The organism is Paenibacillus thalictri, from assembly GCF_004307995.1.
In the GTDB taxonomy this organism is placed as follows: domain Bacteria; phylum Bacillota; class Bacilli; order Paenibacillales; family NBRC-103111; genus Paenibacillus_AF; species Paenibacillus_AF thalictri.
In genome coordinates this window covers 337233-355767 of the sequence record NZ_SIRE01000004.1, presented here as the reverse complement: position 1 = coordinate 355767, position 18535 = coordinate 337233, and the positions used below count along the sequence as shown (strand labels likewise).

General features: G+C 54.6%; 13 protein-coding genes. 11 read left to right on the top strand and 2 right to left on the bottom strand.

Going from position 1 to position 18535, the window contains the following annotated elements; translation table 11 throughout:
- Positions 1 to 124: 124 nt before the first annotated feature.
- Together EYB31_RS06090 and EYB31_RS06085 are read right to left on the bottom strand one after the other, a co-directional pair.
- Positions 125 to 1795 carry an MORN repeat-containing protein gene (locus tag EYB31_RS06090; protein WP_131012391.1) on the bottom strand — a complete coding sequence of 557 codons (1671 nt, stop codon included), beginning with the start codon at positions 1793 to 1795 and terminating at the stop codon, positions 125 to 127.
- A 59-nt stretch (positions 1796 to 1854) separates the two neighbouring features.
- Positions 1855 to 2241: a DUF4280 domain-containing protein gene (locus EYB31_RS06085; RefSeq protein ID WP_131012390.1), complete on the bottom strand. Its 387-nt coding sequence runs from the start codon at positions 2239 to 2241 to the stop codon at positions 1855 to 1857.
- Between the two features lie 153 nt (positions 2242 to 2394).
- On the opposite strand from EYB31_RS06085, the gene EYB31_RS06080 reads away from it, so the two are divergent.
- The 11 genes from EYB31_RS06080 to EYB31_RS06030 all read left to right on the top strand — a co-directional run bounded on the left by EYB31_RS06080 (position 2395) and on the right by EYB31_RS06030 (position 18497).
- Complete coding sequence (locus tag EYB31_RS06080) at positions 2395 to 3645, top strand: copper amine oxidase N-terminal domain-containing protein (RefSeq protein WP_131012389.1); 1251 nt, start codon at positions 2395 to 2397, stop codon at positions 3643 to 3645.
- 13 nt (positions 3646 to 3658) lie between these two features.
- A complete protein-coding gene (locus EYB31_RS06075; protein WP_131012388.1) occupies positions 3659 to 6415 on the top strand; it encodes an adenylate/guanylate cyclase domain-containing protein in 2757 nt (918 codons plus the stop codon).
- Between the two features lie 53 nt (positions 6416 to 6468).
- Complete coding sequence (locus tag EYB31_RS06070; RefSeq protein ID WP_165452247.1) at positions 6469 to 7005, top strand: GNAT family N-acetyltransferase; 537 nt, start codon at positions 6469 to 6471, stop codon at positions 7003 to 7005.
- 85 nt (positions 7006 to 7090) lie between these two features.
- A complete protein-coding gene (locus EYB31_RS06065; RefSeq protein WP_131012386.1) occupies positions 7091 to 9598 on the top strand; it encodes a hypothetical protein in 2508 nt (835 codons plus the stop codon).
- Between the two features lie 19 nt (positions 9599 to 9617).
- Positions 9618 to 10142 (top strand): hypothetical protein, encoded by a 525-nt coding sequence (locus tag EYB31_RS06060; protein WP_131012385.1) that lies wholly within the window; start codon positions 9618 to 9620, stop codon positions 10140 to 10142.
- A 128-nt stretch (positions 10143 to 10270) separates the two neighbouring features.
- Positions 10271 to 13297 (top strand): cyclic nucleotide-binding domain-containing protein, encoded by a 3027-nt coding sequence (locus EYB31_RS06055; RefSeq protein WP_131012384.1) that lies wholly within the window; start codon positions 10271 to 10273, stop codon positions 13295 to 13297.
- A 37-nt stretch (positions 13298 to 13334) separates the two neighbouring features.
- On the top strand, positions 13335 to 13757 hold the full coding sequence (locus EYB31_RS06050; RefSeq protein WP_165452246.1) for an ATP-binding protein: 423 nt from the start codon (positions 13335 to 13337) through the stop codon (positions 13755 to 13757).
- A gap of 13 nt (positions 13758 to 13770) precedes the next feature.
- Positions 13771 to 14109, top strand: a complete 339-nt coding sequence (locus tag EYB31_RS06045; protein ID WP_131012382.1) for an STAS domain-containing protein — start codon at positions 13771 to 13773, stop codon at positions 14107 to 14109.
- A gap of 21 nt (positions 14110 to 14130) precedes the next feature.
- Positions 14131 to 15501 (top strand): PP2C family protein-serine/threonine phosphatase, encoded by a 1371-nt coding sequence (locus EYB31_RS06040; RefSeq protein WP_131012381.1) that lies wholly within the window; start codon positions 14131 to 14133, stop codon positions 15499 to 15501.
- Between the two features lie 206 nt (positions 15502 to 15707).
- Positions 15708 to 17927 carry an ATP-binding protein gene (locus EYB31_RS06035; RefSeq protein WP_131012380.1) on the top strand — a complete coding sequence of 740 codons (2220 nt, stop codon included), beginning with the start codon at positions 15708 to 15710 and terminating at the stop codon, positions 17925 to 17927.
- 3 nt (positions 17928 to 17930) lie between these two features.
- Positions 17931 to 18497, top strand: a complete 567-nt coding sequence (locus EYB31_RS06030; protein WP_131012379.1) for a Pvc16 family protein — start codon at positions 17931 to 17933, stop codon at positions 18495 to 18497.
- Positions 18498 to 18535 lie beyond the last annotated feature (38 nt).

The window sequence follows — 18535 nt, the reverse complement described above, 5'->3', positions numbered from 1 at the left end:
TTAGGCCGAATAAGAGCGTGGGTGTCCATTACAATCGGCAAAGCTCTGATTTTGTTTGAATTACGGCGCTCATGTCCGTCCCTCGTGAAATGGAGCGTTCCGCCGCAATCCCGCGGACAGCCTCTTACGGGCTGTCCGCCGTCACAGTACCCCTCGTTGCTTGTCCTTGCCCGTTCAGATAGATGGTATAAGAGATGCCCTTCCACATATACAGGTGGAACGTGTTATCCCCGACATAAACAATGCTCTTATCCGTCTTGCGGTTGTCTTCGAGCCAAGCGGAAAGCCTATCCAGCGCCGTGCCGCTGCTCAACTGCACCTCGCGTACGGCTGCTTCCCCGGAGCCGCCGGCATCCATCGCGACGACAAAAGCGAGGCGCAGGTCTTGGAACTTCATGCGCAAAGCGGCGTTTGCTGCCGGATCGGCGGTAACCGCCGGCGATGTTGGTCCGCCACTTGCATTTGCTGCAGCGGGAGGGGCTGTTTTATCCGCTTCCGCCGCGGCCGTGTCCTTAGCCGGCAATGAAGGGGCGGCAATCGGCTCCACGCCGCTCGACTTGCCAAGCGTGGCCTCCAGCTTCACCGGAGCCATGCCGAGGAAAGACGCAAATGAAGGTTCGCCGTTGACCAAAAAGCCCTTGAAAATGACGGTGCCGTCTTCGCGGTACCAGGTTCCCGGCCCGTTTAGCTGGCCCCCTACGAACTGGCCTTCGTATTCCAGCAACCCGTTGCTGTTGTACAGACGGCCCTGCCCCTGATATAAGCCTCCTTGGAAACCTCCCTGATAGAGGGGGGCGCCGCTGGCGGCGAATAAGGCGCCGTCGCCTTGATAGGTGCCCGCAAGCAGCACACCTTTATATTTGACTATGCCGCTGCTGTAATATTCCGTTCCGGCCCCGGCAAATTGCCCGTTGCTGAACTCTCCGTCATATTGCATGACCCCGCCGGGGAACATTTTTTTACCTTTGCCGTTGTATTGCCCGGCGAGATATTGGCCTTGGTATAGCAGCTTCCCTTCTTTGTCGTATTCCATGCCGTCGCCGTTGTATTGCCCGTTGCTGAACCCGCCTTCATAAGCCAGTGCCCCCGCTTCGGTATACAGGCGTCCTTTTCCGTTGGCGATGCCCGCCTTGAAATCGCCCTGGTATTGCATGGCGCCGCTCGGAAAAAAAAGCGTGCCTTGTCCGTCGTATTTGTCGCCGACAAAAGCGCCGGTATAAAGTACGGCCCCGTTTTCACCGTACGCGCTGCCCGTCTGCAGATTGCCTTTGGCGAAGGTACCTTGCTTGAGTACCGAGCCGTCCGGCCGATACAGCTTGCCTTCTCCTTCATACAGCCCGCCGGCAAATCCGCCTTCGTATAACAACGAGCCGTCCTTGGCATACAGCTTGCCTATACCCGAGAACTTGCCGTCGACCAGGTCGCCGTCGAACAGCAGGGCTCCGTCAGCCGCGAGCATTTGCGCCTTGCCCGTGAAAGCGGGGTCGCCCGCGCCCGCGGTAATGGACGCTTTTCTTTGCAGCAGCTTGTTCACGAATTCGGGTGGTTTGATAAAAATAAAAAAGTAAAGTGCAAGAATAACAATCAGCACAATGACGATCAGCTTTTTGGCAATATAATAATTGCCGACAGCTACATAGCTGGCCTTGGTAATTTCCTTCTGCCCCAATATTTCCTTGAATTTTTGCTTGACCCATTTGGCCAGCAGCTTGGGCCAGCCTTTCGCCTGTTTAAGAGGCCGGATAATTCTTTTTTGGATCGGGTTAATAAACGGCATGACAATTTTCGCTATCACAGGCACAGCTCCTTCATTGTGATTGATACCAATCGCATATCAGGACATATCGCATGAAGTTAAGGAATCTGGATCGTCATTTGTCCGGGATTGACGATTTGAATGGTGCCTCCCCAATTGCATAAGCATTTGGAAGAGTTGTTCAGTGCCGGCATATTACCCACAAGCACGGTGGGGGCTCCGGGTACCCAAGGCGCCGCAGTGACGGGAATGCAGGGCATAGGTGTAAGAACGCCAAGCGCAGCCGCAGTTGCGGAAGCGACAGTCGGATTGGCCATTGAACTACACATGCCGAAGGGCAAAATATTAACTAGCGGTTTGTTATCCATAATATTGGCAATTGGCGTTGCCGTCGTGACCCGATTCGCCGGCAAAACCACAAGAGTGCTTGGTGCTGCGCCAAAACTGCACTGAAGGGTTGCCCCCATACATACCATCTGACCCATAAGCGACTCCTTTACATTGTCGAATTATTGTTACTTTATTCTACTATTTGGACAAACATCCGGCAATAAACTGCAGCGAAAAAACACAAATCGCTAGTTTTATAGTATTATAGGGTTTAGTTGGATTTTTTTCCTAAAGGGAGTGAAGAGCCGATGAGTTGTCGAAAGCTGGCTGTTAGACCGCTCTTGCTTGTGATCGTGCTGTATGCCCTGTTTGGCGGCGGAGAACGGTTTGCTTTTGCCGCGCAGTCCGCCGATACGGGGAAGGATATTGCGGCTAGCGAAGCGGCGGCGCCGGCGCAGAGCGGAAGTGGGCTTTTTGTCTCCTATATGTTTGCTTCTCAACGAGTCGAACGAATCAAGCCTTATGTGGCGGAAATGACGCGCCTCACCACGGAAGCCGGGCAGTTGGCTCAATTCGGACTGGCGACAAGCGACGCAGCCGCAAGCATGAGTGAAAGGCAGCGGACATCGGCCGAACGCTTGAAACAGGCCGTTGAAAGCAAAGAGGCGTCATATGCGCAGTTGTCCGGTTATTTTTCGACAATGATGAAGGCTGGTCCCGGAGAAGGGCCGGAACATGCGTCGGACCCGGCAGCAGCTGCTGTGGATGAGTCCGCGTGGATGGATGAGCTTGGCCGTTTATGGGTTCAAACGGTGCAGCCGGCCGCCGAGGCCGAAGCCCTAACGAAGCAAGCGGTGCAATCCGCAAAACTCCAGCAGCGGTTCGGTCTTGCGGGAGCAGATGGGCTCGCAGCGGCTCAGGCGACTGATTTGGAGGCGGGCTTGCGTTTAATAGAGGCGAAGGAAACGTTTTGCCGCTCTCTGATAGATACATATCAACAAGGCAATGGAAAACCCATTGATATCATACATATGACCAAAGCAATACAGCATTTATCCGCCGGAAGCGCGAGTCTGCTGCAGGAATGGCTTGCGGGCTGGCAGGATTACGCCGTCAAACAAGGGGCTGGAACGCCGGCTCCATCGGCGGTTTTGCCGTCCGATACGCTTCCGGATGGCCGCAAAATAGAAAGCCTGTCCGTGACGGCGGTGGTCTATGTGCCGCAACCGTCGATTTCGCTGCCGCAGCCGCCGGTTTGGGCGGGTGGCGGCGAAGTATACCTGCCGCTTCGTCCGTATGCCGAAAGCTTAGGTTATACGGTGGAGTGGGACGCAGCCGCTTCTGTGGCAGGGCTGAGAAAAGGCGATGGAGAAACGGGCTGGCTGGAACCCGGAGGCAAGTTCGTCATGGGCGGACAAGCCTTGGAGCTGGCGTCCGCTCCTTTTGCTTATCAGCAAGTTACCTATGTACCGTTATCCTTCTTCAGCCAAATTATGGGGGTCGAGACGTATTGGAACGAGGAACTTCGGCAAGGAATCATGATGCCTTATTGGAAGTAAGGAGAGAGTATCCGTGAAAACCAAATTTTCCTTTTTGCTCGCAGCCACGATACTCGTTGGCGTTCTCCTGTTTGTCTACAGCGACGCATGGTCGGCAAATCCGCTGCAGCGTGAAGCGGCCTACACGAATATTTCCAGAGCCATTACGGATCCGCAGGGATCTGTATATATGGTGACGAAGTCCAAAAATACGCTGCAGAAGATGACGTCATCCGGCGATCTCGTGTATTCGATCTCAAGCAACACCGATGCGGGCCCGAACACCGTGCAGATGTTCAACAGCATCGCCGCCGACGATGCGGGCAACGCTTATGTGCTGGTGACCACTTTGGACTCGTTTGGTCTGAATGTTGCAGGGGAGCGGATACTGCGCATTTCCGCAGACGGTTCAAGTACCAGCACTTTGTACACTTCCGCCACGGCGCAAAAGGATCGCCTGCTGCGCGTAGGCAATATCCAGTCTCTATCAATTAAGGACGGCAGCTTGTACTTTTTCCTGAAAGATCACAATTCGGCCTCTTTGCTGCGCTTGCCGTCGGCTGCAGAAGCAGAAACGGGAGCCGAACCGCAGACGGTAACAACCATCTCCATGCCGGAGAATCGTTATTTGAACGAGTTAACGGGCAATGAGCAGGGGAGGTTCTTTTTTACCACCAAGAAGGGCTCGTTGTTTTCCGTTACAAACGGGCAAGCCAAGCAGATCTATCCGCTTGGTTCTCAAAATTCGCTTAATTTCCCTATAGCTATCTACACACGTGACCATGCAAATGTATATTATATCGATCACCATAGCGGGGCGATCATGCGCCTGAACGCCGAACAGCCGGATGAGCCGCCGCAGTCGCTGCTGACGCTGCAGACATTGCGTTCCAAATATGCCGATTTGGAATGGGGAGATTTTACCGATGTGACGGTGGCGAACGGTCTGATTACAATTACGACCGCCGACAATCTGGTTCAACTGCTGCCGGACGGCAGCATCTCAACGGTCCATAGCAGTTTTTATTATTCGTGGAAATTGCTCGGATTTAAAGTTGGTTACTGGGGTTTAATGGCCTTGATGCTCCTGCTTTTGCTGCTCGATATCCGTTTCGTCTATGTGCACTTACTGAAACGGAAGGTTTCGCTGCTTGTGAAGCAATTGGCCGTCATCATCCCGGTGGTGCTGATGTCCATGATCGGTTTATCGTATTCCGTCTATTCTTCTTTTGCAGGCGAGATGCGCAACGATACGCAAAGGCAGTTGGAACTGCTTGCAGGCAACGGCAAATATTTGGTGAACGGCGACAATCTGGAGCGGCTGATGTCTCCGCGGGATTATATGAGCGGCGATTATCAGGCGATCAAACAGCGCATTAACGAGTTGTTCTCGCATGCCGGCAGCGATCGCAGCGGTTTGTACAGTACTGTTTACCGTTATATGAACGGCAGTTTATATATTGTGATGGATGATGACGACAGCGTCACGATGTTCCAGCCTTTCGCTTTGAGCAGCGACAACCGGCGCGTTCTCGAACAAGGAGCTGTCGTATCGGGCGAATGGGAGGATTCAAGCGGACAATGGATGTTTGCGCTGGGGCCTTTGTTTAACAGCAAAGGGGAGATCATCGGCATTTATGAGACCGGTAAAGATATGGCCGGCATCAACAAGATGAACGTGCAGATCATGACCAATGTCCTGAAAATCATTTCGCTGATCGGTTTGATCCTGCTGGTCGTCATTACGCTGATGACGGTGTATCTGCTTTCTTCGATACAGAAGCTGCGCCGCAATGTGAATTTGATCGCCAGCGGCGAATGGGACGTCAAGGTGCAGATCCGCACGCGGGATGAGGTGGCCGAGCTTGGCGACCGGTTTAATATGATGGCGGAGTCGATCCGCCGGTATATACAGGAAGTGACCAAGCTCAGCGAATCGTATTTTCGGTTTGTGCCGCAGCAATTTCTGAAGGTGCTGGGGCGCAATAACATGACCCAGGTGAACCTCGGAGAATACCAGAACCGCACAATGACCATTCTTGTGTGCAATATGCGGCAGTTTCCGGAATTTTCCGGGACGCTTACGACAGAGGAGAACTTCCGGTTTATTAATTCTTTTCTGAAAAAGTTTGGTCCGGTCATTCGCGAGTACAACGGTTTTACAAGCCGATACCTCGGGCCGGGGATGCTGACGATGTTTCCAAACGGATCGAACTACGCCATTAAAGCGGCTGTCAAAATGCGGGCGACGCTGCAGGATTATAACGATGAACGCAGCCGTGCAGGTTATGAGCCCATCGACATCGGCATCTCGATCCATTCCGGCGATGTCATGATTGGAATCATCGGGGAAGAGCAGCGGATGGAAGGCAGTGTCGTATCGGGCGAAGTGCAGATAGCTCTTGATTTGGAGAAAGTATCCGCCAAGCTGGGCGTTACCGTGCTGCTAACGGAGGAAACGGTGCGCGAATGCGGCGGACGGCTGCCCGGAAACTATCGTAAGCTGGGAGGCTTGCAAATTGACAACGAGCACAAGACCATCGAGTTGTACGATCTGTACGAGGCCGATCCGGAGCACATACGCAAGCTGAAGCATGAGACCAAGCAGCAGTTTGAGACGGCCGTTGAGCTGTACCGAAATGGAAGGTTCTATGATGCAAGGGAACAGTTCGTCGCGGTAGTGAAGAAAAATCGTTACGACCTGACCGCTAAGTTATATTTCTTTGCTTGTGACGAATATTTTCAACAAGGGGTAACAACAGGCTGGAGCAGTGCGCTTAAAATTTCTTAAAGAACTTTTTGAACTCGCACTTTAAGTGAACTTGAATGCGGAGGTTGGCCGCTATGAATGAGCAGGCAAAGCAAGAGGTACCAAGTCAATTGCCGGTAGTTATCAAGCCGGTTAAAAGCGCTACGGAAGCGGGAAGGGTATCCGACTTTCTGCTCGGAGAGCACTGTTTCGACGACCAGCGGTTTACGCCGGGCGAAACCGAGCAGCTGCAATGGCTGCCGATTCGCAGCTTGCAGGAAGGGCATGTCAGCTGCTGGTATTCGGAAGAGCAAGGTGAGGTCATCTCGGCAATTATTTTCGTTGAGAACGAGCACCGCAGCGGCGGATATCGTCTGGAGTATTTCGGCGTGCACCGCAACTATCGGCACCGCAAGCTGGGCTGGCGGCTGCTGGATGAAATGTTCAAGCACTGTTTAACCAACGGAGGGCGTTATGTGGAGACCTTCACCTGCGATTTGCCGGAATATGCCAGCGCCCGGGCATTGTTTGAACGAAACGGTTTTGTGTTCATGTGCCGCTTGCCGGATTATTATTATTCGGGAGAAGGCAAGTTGCTTTATTTAAAAAAGCTCGATGGCGACGCCGAATAAAGCTGCAGTCAGCATGATTTAAGTTTACGAGCGTTCGGATGCGCAATTGCTTAGACCATGAAAATGAGCAAAGGAGGCGTACGTGATGCTACCTGTTAGGAAATCAAGCATGGCGGCCAAGTCAACTGATACCCATCAATCCGAAGCGGCTGCCCCGGCTAGCGCGGCTGCAGCTCCTGCTTCGCATGCGCCTGCAGCGCCGCAAACATCGGCTGTTATTGCCATGATGCAGCGGACGCACGGCAATGAGGCTGTGCAGCATTTGGTTGAAACGATTCGACAGCAGCACCAATTGCATACTGCCGCTGCTGCTTCTACGCTGCTTGCCGCAGTAGCGGAGCCAAGCGCAGAGGGCGTGGCCGCTCCGGCTGCCGTAGCAGCGGAGCTGGCGGCAGAAGGAGCCGCAGCGCCGGTTGCAGAGGGAGGCGCTGCGGCTCCTGCCGTGGCCGTAGCGGAGCCGACATCGGATGATGTCGCCGCATCGGTAGCGGCAGTTTCGGGGCCGGAAGCAGGGGGAGCCGCCGCGCCAGTAGCGGTCGCAGCGGGACCGGAAGCAGGAGGAGCTGCCGCGCCGGTAGCGATCGCAGCAGGGCCGGAAGCAGGGGGAGCCGCCGCCGCGCCAGTAGCGGTCGCAGCGGGACCGGAAGCAGGAGGAGCTGCTGCTGCGCCAGTAGCGATCGCAGCAGGGCCAGGAGCAGGAGGAGCTGCCGCCGCGCCGATAGCGGTCGTAGCGGAGCCGGAAGCAGGAGGGGCTGCTGCCGCGCCGATAGCGGTCGCAGCGGAGCCTGAAGCAGGGGGAGCCGCCGCGCCGGTAGCGGTCGCAGCGGAGCCTGAAGCAGGGGGAGCCGCCGCGCCAGTAGCGGTCGCAGCGGAGCCGGAAGCAGGAGGGGCCGCCGGGCCGGTAACGTCTGCAGCGGAGCCGGAAGCAGGAGGAGGCGCGGACGCGTCGGTAGCGGCCGTAGCGGAGCCTGAAGCGGGAGGAGCCGCCGCTGCTCCGGTACAAAGTGCAAGCCCCGCCTCGGCCGGGCTGGGTGATGCGTATGGTCAGGCGGCAAGCTGGCTGGAGGCGCAGGCCGCAAATCAAGGACAGACCGCATTGTATCAGCGCTTTGCCGCTTTGACCACCGAGCAGCAGAAAGCGGCGCTGCAGGTGATGGGCGGAGCCGGACAGTTCTCGGAGCAGCTTGTCAAAGACAAGATGACGACAAGCACGCTTGGTTTTAAAAAACGAGTGGACTGGACCCGATTTACGGCTTCCGTTGCATCCGTGGAGCCCGTGAAACTGGAGGAAGCAGCGGGGCCCGCCGAATCGCAGAACGAAGAAGGCGGGGAAAAAGACGAAGCTCCGCAGAGCGCCGCGGCAATCGACGTCTCCGGCCTGCTTGTGCCGTACAAAGATATTGTGCTGTGGCTTAATTATAAAGCGAATAAGCAAGGCAAAGCCGGGCTGATGCAATTTTTCGAGACATTGTCGCTTCCGCAAAAGCAGGTCGCCATTCAGAAGATGGCCGGAACCGATAAGCCGGATTTCAAAGCGTTTACGGAAAAAATATCAACCCGCAGCCGGCTTAAAAAACGGGTGGACTGGGATGTTTTCTCAACGGCCGCCCGTGAAGCTAAAGGCATGAAGATGGACAATTACAACAAGGATACCAACATTGATTACACCGGTTACGGCATTACCGGCACCGGAGCAACCGTCAGCGCCGCGGGGGCTGGCAGCACTGTGGCCAAACTGGCCGGAGACTCCGGCGGGGCTGCCTCTGCGCTGGTGCTGGCTCCGTTCTCGTCGGGACTAAGCGCCTTGGGTGCGGCGGTCAGCGTGGGCAACGCAGTGAACAACTATGACAGCAGCATGTCGACTTTTGATAAAGCACATACCGTTGGCGTTGGCGTCGGCGCAGGGCTGGCGGATATTGCCCAATCGACCTCGCAAACGGTGGAAACGGCGCGTGCCGCACTTGGCCATACGGCGGCTTCGGCCGCGACGGCGGCCGCAGGCGGGGCGGCTATCGCCACCGGCGCGATCAACTTGATCGGCGGCACGGCCACGGCGATCAAAAGCCAGCAGCGCAAAAATGCGCTGCAAAACATGAATACGCAAGGCGATGCCGTTCTGGAGCGGGCTGCCGACGTTGGGGTGCGCACACAGGAAATCAACCGTAACGTCGGCGTCGGCACTGCGGTCAAGGGAGCGGCTTTGCTCACCGGCGGCATCTTGCTGCTGACCGCTTCAGGTCCGATCGGCTGGATACTGCTTGGCGCCGCCGGCGCGATTGCCGGAGCTGTTGCGATCTACAAGTTTTACAAGAAGCGGGCCCGCAAACACGAGGTCGTCGACCGTTATTTGAAACTTGACAAGGTGCCTGAAGGAGAGAAGGAAAAACAGCGGGATGGGAAACTTCAGCAAAACGGTTTCAACTCCGTTGATCAATGCTACGTTCATATCATTACGGAACTTGCTAATATCATCTACGAAAAAGGGGTAGTCGGAGATGAAGAAAACTACATGGATCTGATTCAACATATCGGTCTCAAACGGGAGAAAGGCAAATCGCCGACCCCGTCCATGATTGCCAAAAAACTAAACTAAGCGGGCGGGAGCTGTGACGATGTCTACGGAATGGTTGGCCATACTGCAAGCTTGCCAAAACGAATATGCGGGCGCAGGGCTGGAAGCCGTCTTACTGGAGCCCTCCGAAGCGGCTCCGTTTCATTCACTGCAGATCATCTTTGAAGAGGTAGGTGAGAATGGGGTGCCAGTCCGCTTGGAGCTGGCCTTCATCCTGCCGGCCGAGCAAGCGGTAAGCGGCGTGCAAATCCTGCAGGCGTTTTCCAATTTTGAGGCGGTTTGCTCCCCCGACGGGGCGGTTTTGCAGGAGCTTCACACTTATTTGGACAGGCTGAATCTCAATTTGCCGGTTGGCGCCTTTATAGTGCTTGATCAATCGCAGGTTGTTTTCAAAGCGAATATGATGATCGATTTGGCTATGCCGCAAGTTATGGCGGTTGGTTTGATCGACCGGAGCAACGGTTTGATTTTACACGTGCATCAGCAATTTATCGATTCGATCCGGCTTGTCGCCAGCGGCCAGGCATCCGCTGCAGACATGATACGGAGCGATGCTTTATTATAATACTAGTGTGGAATTTGCATTAACAAATAGCGTTCTTGCGTTCTTTCCTGCAAATTCCGTGAATTTGCAGTTATTCCGTGGCAACGTACGGACATAAACGACTTAAGAGCGATAAGGTGGAGCTGCAAGTGCTTGAAGGTATAAAATCGTTTTTTAATCTCAGATACGAAGATTGGCGCAAAGTATGGTTCATGGGAACCGTATTTTTCCTGGCGGGTGTATCGGAAATGGTCAACTACACCTCGTTTATGGCGCTGTTCAATAGCCGTTTCGGCATTCAATATTTGCCGGTGATGTACCTGATCGAGGCGTTCCTGCTGCCTTTTGAAGGATGGCTGCTGTCCGTGTTGTCGCAGCGGCTGTCCAAGCTTCGCTTTATGATCACGATGTATGTGATCTTTCTCGGGATCGGTCTTTTTAACAGCGCGGTGCTGATTTTCTTTCAGATGAGCGGTAACGAATGGATTGGCTTTTATCCGTTTCTGTTTATCGCATCCAACATGATTGTCCGCCAGCAAACGCTGCTGATGTGGAGCACCGCCTACGATCTGTGCCCAACGCAGCAGGCGAAGCGGATCATGCCGGTTTTTGTGCTGCTGGCCATCATTGGCGGCATCGTTGCGGGTGTGATCACAAGCACGCTGGCATCCGTTCTGGGTCCGGGGCTGCTGTATTTGTCGGCATCGGTCATTTTACTTCTGGGACTGCCGAATTTCTTGAGTTCGCTTAAGCAATTCCTCATCCCGCTTACGTTTAAGGAAGAGACGGAGGCTGAAGCAAGTTCGCCCTCCTCGACATACTACCTCAAACATACGTTGCGTTCCCCCTTTCTGCTAACCGTCATAGGCATCATGACGTTGATGCCGGCGCTGTATGTGCTCATCGAATATCAATACTTTACCGAGGCGCAGGCGGTTTTTACGACCGAAGCGGAACTGACCTCCTTTTACGGCATGATGGTTATGCTGCTATTCATCGCGGCTTTCTTGCTGCAGTTGTTTGCGGCGAAGCTGATGGAGTGGCTGGGAGCGAGCAATACGATTTTCGCGATTTCTTTTGTGTTTTTGGCAGGTTTTATTTTGGCTGCGTTGTTTGTGCAGTCACACTTCGCGATGGCCGCCGTTTCCATCGGGTACGGGCTGATGTATTTGCTGCTTTATTATTTTGCCGAGCCGAGCTACCAGCTGTATTTCAAAATGCAGTCCATCCAGCACCGGGACGGCTTCCGCTTGACGGCGCAAGGCATCGCCGCTTCGGCGGGCATTCTCATCGGGTCGAGCTTGTCGATGCTGCATTCCCAGGCCGGGATGTCGCTGTCAGGGCAGTCGGCGGTCGGCATTGCCGCCGCAGTCGGATTAGTCGCGCTCGCTTGGGCCGGAAGGCATCTCTATATTAAAGAGCTGGTCCAATTTTTGAAGGTAGGTTCTTCGTCAATGAAGGACTTCCTTGGCGAATTTCTGGAATCGATGAAACATGAACGTGTCCGGAAAACGCTGATCGACCAATTGGAGCATCCGGACGAAACGGTGCGCCGGTTAACCATTGAGTTGTTTCAGCGCAATCCGGAGCCGGCTGCGACAACGGCGCTGCTGCATTGCGGGGCCCGCGGCTCCGCTGAGCTTCTTGCGCTTGCATTGTCAGCCGTCCATCCAAGCGGATGGAAGAGTCTGGATGCAGGCAAGCGGGAGGCTTATTTGCGCAATCCGGACCCGGATGTGCGTGCCGCCGCCTTCCGCAAGCAATTCGCCGAAGACGATCCTCCCGGAGGCAAGCAAGCTTGGATGGAGGAGGCGCTTTCCGACATCAGTCCCGCGGTTCAGGCGGAAGCGCTGATGGTAGCGGAATCCATCGAGCAAATGGAGGCGGGGCTGCGCCTTTTGCTGCAAGGGAAAGACGAAGCTGCCATATTGGCTTGCGAGGTGGTCGGAGCCAGGAAACTGGCGAATTTGTACTTCGATGTGATGATGTGCTTGCTGAATCCTGCGCCGCTGGTGAAAATCGCTGCTGTTCGGGCGATCGGCAAGCTGGGCGGCAGCGAAGCCGCGACCAACTTGCGCGAGCTGCTCATTGGCGCGGACATGGAGCTACGCGCAGCAATTGAACTTGCGTTAATGGACGTAGGCGAAGAGGCGCTGCCGGAAATGATCCGCTTCCTCGATTCGCCGAACGGAGAAATATGGCGTTCGACGGTCGCCATCGTCAACGCGCTGGGCAACGAGAAAATGATCCGGGAGCTCGTCGTGCCGTCTTGTGTGGCAAAGCTGAGGGAGCTGCGGGCCAATGATGAGTTCGTGGCGCAAATTGCCGCGTTGGGGCAGGACGAATGGACACAGCTGGCGCGCATGCGCTTAAGCGAAGTGAAATCGGCGCTGCTGGATACGATCTGGACGGTTATGATCCGCTTCGGCGATGAACGTTCCATTCCGCAGATCCGTCATGCGGTAGAGCACAGCGATGAGGAGATCCGCGACCACGGCCTAGAAATCTTGTCGGAGGGACTTGGCGATTCGAAGCTGGCTTCGGCTTTGCTGGTTTTTTACCAGCAGCATCAGCGAACGTCCGCCTCCCGCAAGGCAAGCGCCCATTCCCAGGCTGAATCGGGAGCGGTAGAATTAAAGGCGGAGGTATCGGATCCATGGCTGCAGGCCATTGCCATCAAAGCGGGCGCAGCGAAAGGAGAATCGGTTTTGGTAGATAATTGGGAATACTTGAGCGCGCTTGACAAAATCGTGTTTTTGAAACAGGTTCCTCTGTTTGCCGAGATTTCGGTTGAAGAGCTGGGCCGCATCGCCAGCATCGCCAGCGAGAAGGTGTACGAGGAAGGCAGTTATTTGATCAAGCAAGGCGAGTCCAGCGTGGCTTTAAAAGTGATTGTGGAAGGCCACGTAGAGATTAGCGGAGTGAACGAAGATGGGATCGAGGGCACGATTAGCGTGCTCGGATCAAAGCAGTCGATAGGGGAAGCGGCGCTTTTCGACGACCGGCCGTCGCTTGTTTCCGCCCAGGCCTTGTTCGATCATGTGCGGGTGCTGGAAATTGAGGGGAACGAAACGGTGCGGCTGGTCCGCTTATACCCGGACATTGGAATCGGTCTTTTGCGTTCCGTCGGCAACCGCCTGCGGACCATGGAGCGCATGATGCTGAAGCTTGGTTAGGAGGAGGGGATCCGCCCTGGAACGTGTACTGTTAAGCTTGGCCCCAACCCTAGCGGAATGGCAGCGATTCAAGCAGGCGATCGACGACTTTTGCCGAAATCGCCAGTGGAACGAGCCGCTCATGCTGGACTTGCAGCTTGTTTGCGAGGAATGGTTTTTGAATATTGTCAAACACGGTTATCGAGTCGATCGGCCTGATGCCTTAGCGGGCTATCCCCCCATCGAGGTCGCGATGTGGATGGAAGGACAAGATGAGCTGAACATCCGTTTTGTCGATGCCGCACCGCCTTTTGACCCGGTGGCGTATGAAGCGCCGAATCTCGCGTTGTCGGCGGAGGAGCGGCAAATTGGCGGGCTTGGCATCTATTTGATCAAGCAGAAGATGGACAACTGTGAATACCGGCGGATTGACGGCCGCAATGAGCTGATTTTGCGCAAGAACATTACTCAAGCAATATAAAGGAGCTATCTCGATGATTGTGACAATCGCGGAGCAAGGAAACGTAAAGCTGATCGGACTGGACGGCAGGTTGGACGGTACGACCTCACGCCAGGTGGAAGCCGAATTTTTGAAACTGACGGACCAAGGGGAAAAGACGTTTGTATTTGATCTTAGCAAGCTGGAATACATTAGCAGCGCGGGATTACGCGTCATGCTGTTAGGGGCCAAAAAGACACGCGCCGCCGGCGGCAAAATCGCACTTTGCGGGTTAAATGACAGTGTCAACGAGGTTTTCCAAATATCCGGGTTCCATACGATATTTGCGATCTACTCAACCCATGTGGAAGCTTTGGCGCACGTATCTTCTTAATGGGTTGACGGGGGTGGCGAAATGATACACGAACTGGCCCTGCTCATCATGGCGCTGCTACTTCTGCTGGCCGTCGCTGCCGCAGCTACCGCGTGGAAGGAATGGCGGCGTACGCAGAAGTTGTTTGCGCTTGGAATGCGGCTGAACTCGACGATTAAACGCAAGGACTTGCTGCAAATTATTATGGAGACGGCCTCCGACGAGATGAAAGCCGAAGGTTCGTCCATTATTCTTGTGGATGAGGAACGCGCCGAGTTGTACTTTGAAGTAACGACCGGGGACAAAAATGAAGAGGTGCGCGAAATCCGGCTGAAACTGGGAGAGGGCATTGCGGGTTGGGTCGCACAATCCGGCAAATCCGTGTTGATTGCGGATGCGGCCAAAGATCCCCGCTGGTCGAACCGGGTTTCGACGAAGGTGAATGTGCCTACGCGCAATATGCTGTGTGTCCCTGTCGTCTCGAACGGCAAGACGGTGGGCGTGCTCCAGGTTATTAACAAAAGGGGCGGCAAAGCGTTTAATCAGCGCGACCTGAAGCTGCTGGAGATGATTGCTTCGCCGACAGCCGCTGCGCTGGAAAATATGTTTCTGTACGAAGCGCTGGCGAGGTCGATGGACACGCTGCGCCAGACAACGGCCGCTAAGGAGCGCATGGAGAGCGAATTGAAAATTGCGCGGGACATTCAGCAGAACTTTCTTCCCGGAAGCGCGCTGCAGTCGGGCGGCGTCGAGCTGCATGCCTGTTTGTTTCCGGCGAATGAAGTCGGCGGAGACTTCTACCATTTTATCGAGCTGGGGAACCACCAGATGCTCATATGCCTTGGCGACGTGTCGGACAAGGGGATGCCGGCCGCTCTGTTCATGTCCGGGTTAATGATCTGGATTCAGGCGAAAGCTGCGGACCGCCAATCTCCGGCATTTATTCTGGAGGCGATTAACCGGGAAGTCAGCACGGATGATTCGACAATGTTTGCGACGATTTTCCTCGCGATTGTGGATACGCAGACAGGGCAGCTCCGGTATTGCGACGGGGGACACTGCACACCGTACATCCTGGGCCCGGAAGGAGTGCGCAAGCTGGAGTCGACCAAGCATCTTCCGCTTGGCATATTCGCCGATGGGGAGTATGCCGACGGCGAAGCTCGGCTGGAATCCGGAGAAACGCTGGTTTTGTATACCGACGGGGTAACCGAAGCGGAGAACGGGCGGGGGGAATGGTTCACAGCAGCCCGGCTATGCCGGATTCTGGAACATTATGCGTCGCATTCGCCGATGGAAATCGCCGAGCGGATCCGCAGCGAGGTGTACACTTTTGCCGATGGCAATCCGCAATCCGACGACATTGCCATCATGACTGTGAATTTTACCACAAATCTTGTCAAATCACCGTGAAATCGGGAAATATCGCTTGCGTATCGGGAAACATCATGCAAAAATAAAAAAGATGAAGAAATTTATTTTTGAAAATTGTCGAAACCATAGTTTTCCTGCAATGTGATGCGGAAGAGGAGAGTGGGGCGCATGTGGTGCTGGCGATGGGTCCCTAGCCCTGATCTGCAGCCGAAGCCCGGCCGGTTGCAGCGGATTGGAACGGGCCGATGATGAGAGGACTTCTTCACACCTTCTCAGCCGCGCTGCCGTATGAGAATGCAATGGATCATCTGCGTGATGAAATCACGAAGCTCGATTTCATGTTGGAATGCAGGATCCATCAGAGGAACACAACCCCCAAGAGCGATTTGCTCGACAGGACGTTCCATGGCGTGTACATGACCGATTCCGAAGCCGCGCAATTGCTGGATCATCCGGACCCCGATGGGGAGCTGACCGCGGAGCAAGAGCTGGGTCTGCATCAGATCGAGCAGTGGATATCGGCCCGTCTGGCGTTAACCGCAAGGCGTTTGTCGATGCTTCCGCTCATTCGGCTGCAATCGTTATTTAAGCTGAATGAACTGGAGATGAGGCTGCTTGTCACCCTGCTTGCCCCCCATGTAGACGGAAAATATTTGCGTCTGTACGGATTCATTCAGGATGACATGACCCGCCAATACGTCACCGCAGATGTCTTGCTGCAATTGTGCTGCAGCAGCGAAGATGAGCGGATCCAGGCGCTGCAGATTTTAACCGGAATGCGGTTTTGCCGGACTTTCTTGGATAAATCGCTTTTCATTCGTTCGCCGGAATCCGCTTCAATGCTTCATGCACCCATCCGTTTGGATGAGCGGATCGTCTATTTTTGTACAGGCCTGGAATATCGGTATGACGGAGCTCTGGCTCATTTATCCGTGGATGCTTGCGAAACATCAACCCTGCCGCCGCTTCTGGTCAACCATGAGATTCAGGAACGTCTTGAACGCCTCGCCGCATATAGCGGCACCGTCGACACAACGGTGGCCTGCATGTTGAGCGGGCCGGGAGGCAGTGGCAAAACGCTGCATGCCCGCCATTTATGCGCAAGCCTCCAGCGTCCGCTGCTCGCCTACGATATGTCCCGTGCTCCCGACAATGACCGGGATTTCCTTGATGATGTCGACCGAATGCTGCGCGAAGCCCAACTGATTGACGCGATTCCCGCATTCGATTGCATACATGTTTTACAGGATGCCAACCGCCGCAGTTTTCTGCTCATGGAGCGCCTGCAGGCTTGGAAAGATGTTGTGCTGATGATGGGTGAAGAGGAGATAAGACCGCCGGTCTCCGCCTTGTCGGGCATGTTATGGATGCACATTCCTCTGGCGGTTCCCGATATCGGAGAACGGGAGATGTTGTGGCGCATGCTGGCTAGCGATAGGCTTCCGATTACAAACGCCGATTCGGGCGTATTGGCAGGGAAGTTCCGCTTTACGCCGGGCTCCATACAGGCAGCGGTGGACGAGGTGTGCAAACACCGGGCATGGCAGCGGCATGGTTACGATCAAATCCGCCAAGCCGATCCTACTACCGCTTCCGAGCTGCACCGGGTGGCTTACCATCTCATTAATCACCGTTTGCAGGAAAAGGCCGTTAAGCTGGAAGGACGATTCACCTGGGACGATCTGATCCTGCCGAAAGAAACGATGGGTTTGCTGCGTCAAGCTTGCAGCAGAATCGTCCATCGGCATAAGGTGATGCACGACTGGGGTTTTGATCGTAAACTGGCCTACGGCAAAGGAACAAGCATGTTGTTTACGGGGCCTCCGGGAACCGGCAAAACGATGTCGGCGCTGGTGATGGCCAAAGAGATGAGCGCCGAGTTATACCGGATCGACTTGTCGAGAATCGTCAGCAAATATATCGGGGAGACGGAGAAAAATCTCAGCGAAATATTTGATCATGCGCGAGTGAGCGGCGCGATTCTGTTTTTCGACGAGGCGGATGCTTTGTTTGGCAAGCGCTCGGAAGTTAAAGACGCGCACGACAAATATGCCAATATGGAAACATCCTACTTGCTGCAAAAGATGGAGGAATACGACGGGCTGACCATTCTGGCCACGAATTTCTCGCAAAATCTGGATGATGCGTTCATGCGCAGAATTCCTCTTATCATCAAGTTTCCGTTTCCCGACCCTGTTCAGCGGGAGCAGCTATGGAGATCATCCATTCCGTCCGAACTGCCTTTGCAGGAGCCTATCGATTTTCCGTTTCTTGCACATACCTTCGAATTATCAGGCGGCCCGATTAAAAATATCGTCGTGACGGCAGCGTATCTTGCCGCCGAAGAGGGAGTGGCCGTATCCATGAAGCAGTTTATTGAAGGGGCTGTTCAGGAATTTAAGAAGACCGGGAAGGTGCTGCTTAAGGAACGGCTTGGCGCGTATGCTGAATTCTGGAGGGGGTAGAGAGTGGCGGATTATACGGTAATTTCCGATATCGGCTTGTCTTTGGTGAAGGTGCTTAGAAGGGCGCTTGTGCCCGAATTGATCGGGCATCCTGACGGAGTCGGGTTGGCTCACCCGCATGACAAAGGAGATATGAACTTAACGCTCTATTTGTTTGAGGTGAAGGAGAACACGGACTTTCGCAGCAACGAAATGATTGACCAAGGCGATCGCATGCGGTTTCCGCCGATTGCCATGGACTTAACGTATCTAATTACCGCACATTCGGCTTCAGACGTCCTGTCCCGCTCGATCGACGAGCACAGGATGCTCGGTAAGACGCTGCAGGTGCTTCATGATCATAATGTACTTAAAGGGGACGATTTGGTCGGATCGCTAACGGGGACGGACGGCCAGTTTCGGATCGTTAAAGAAGAGATTCCGCTTGACACGGCAATCAGCTTGTTTCCGAATATGCCGTATAAACTTTCGCTTTGTTATCGAATAGGTCCCGTATTTGTCGATTCGACAAGAGTGAAAACGACGTCGCGCGTAAGAGAGCGCCAAGTTCATTTGAAGCAGAAGAAGTAACCTGCTTTGTTGCACCGATCGAACGCTGTTTTTGGCGG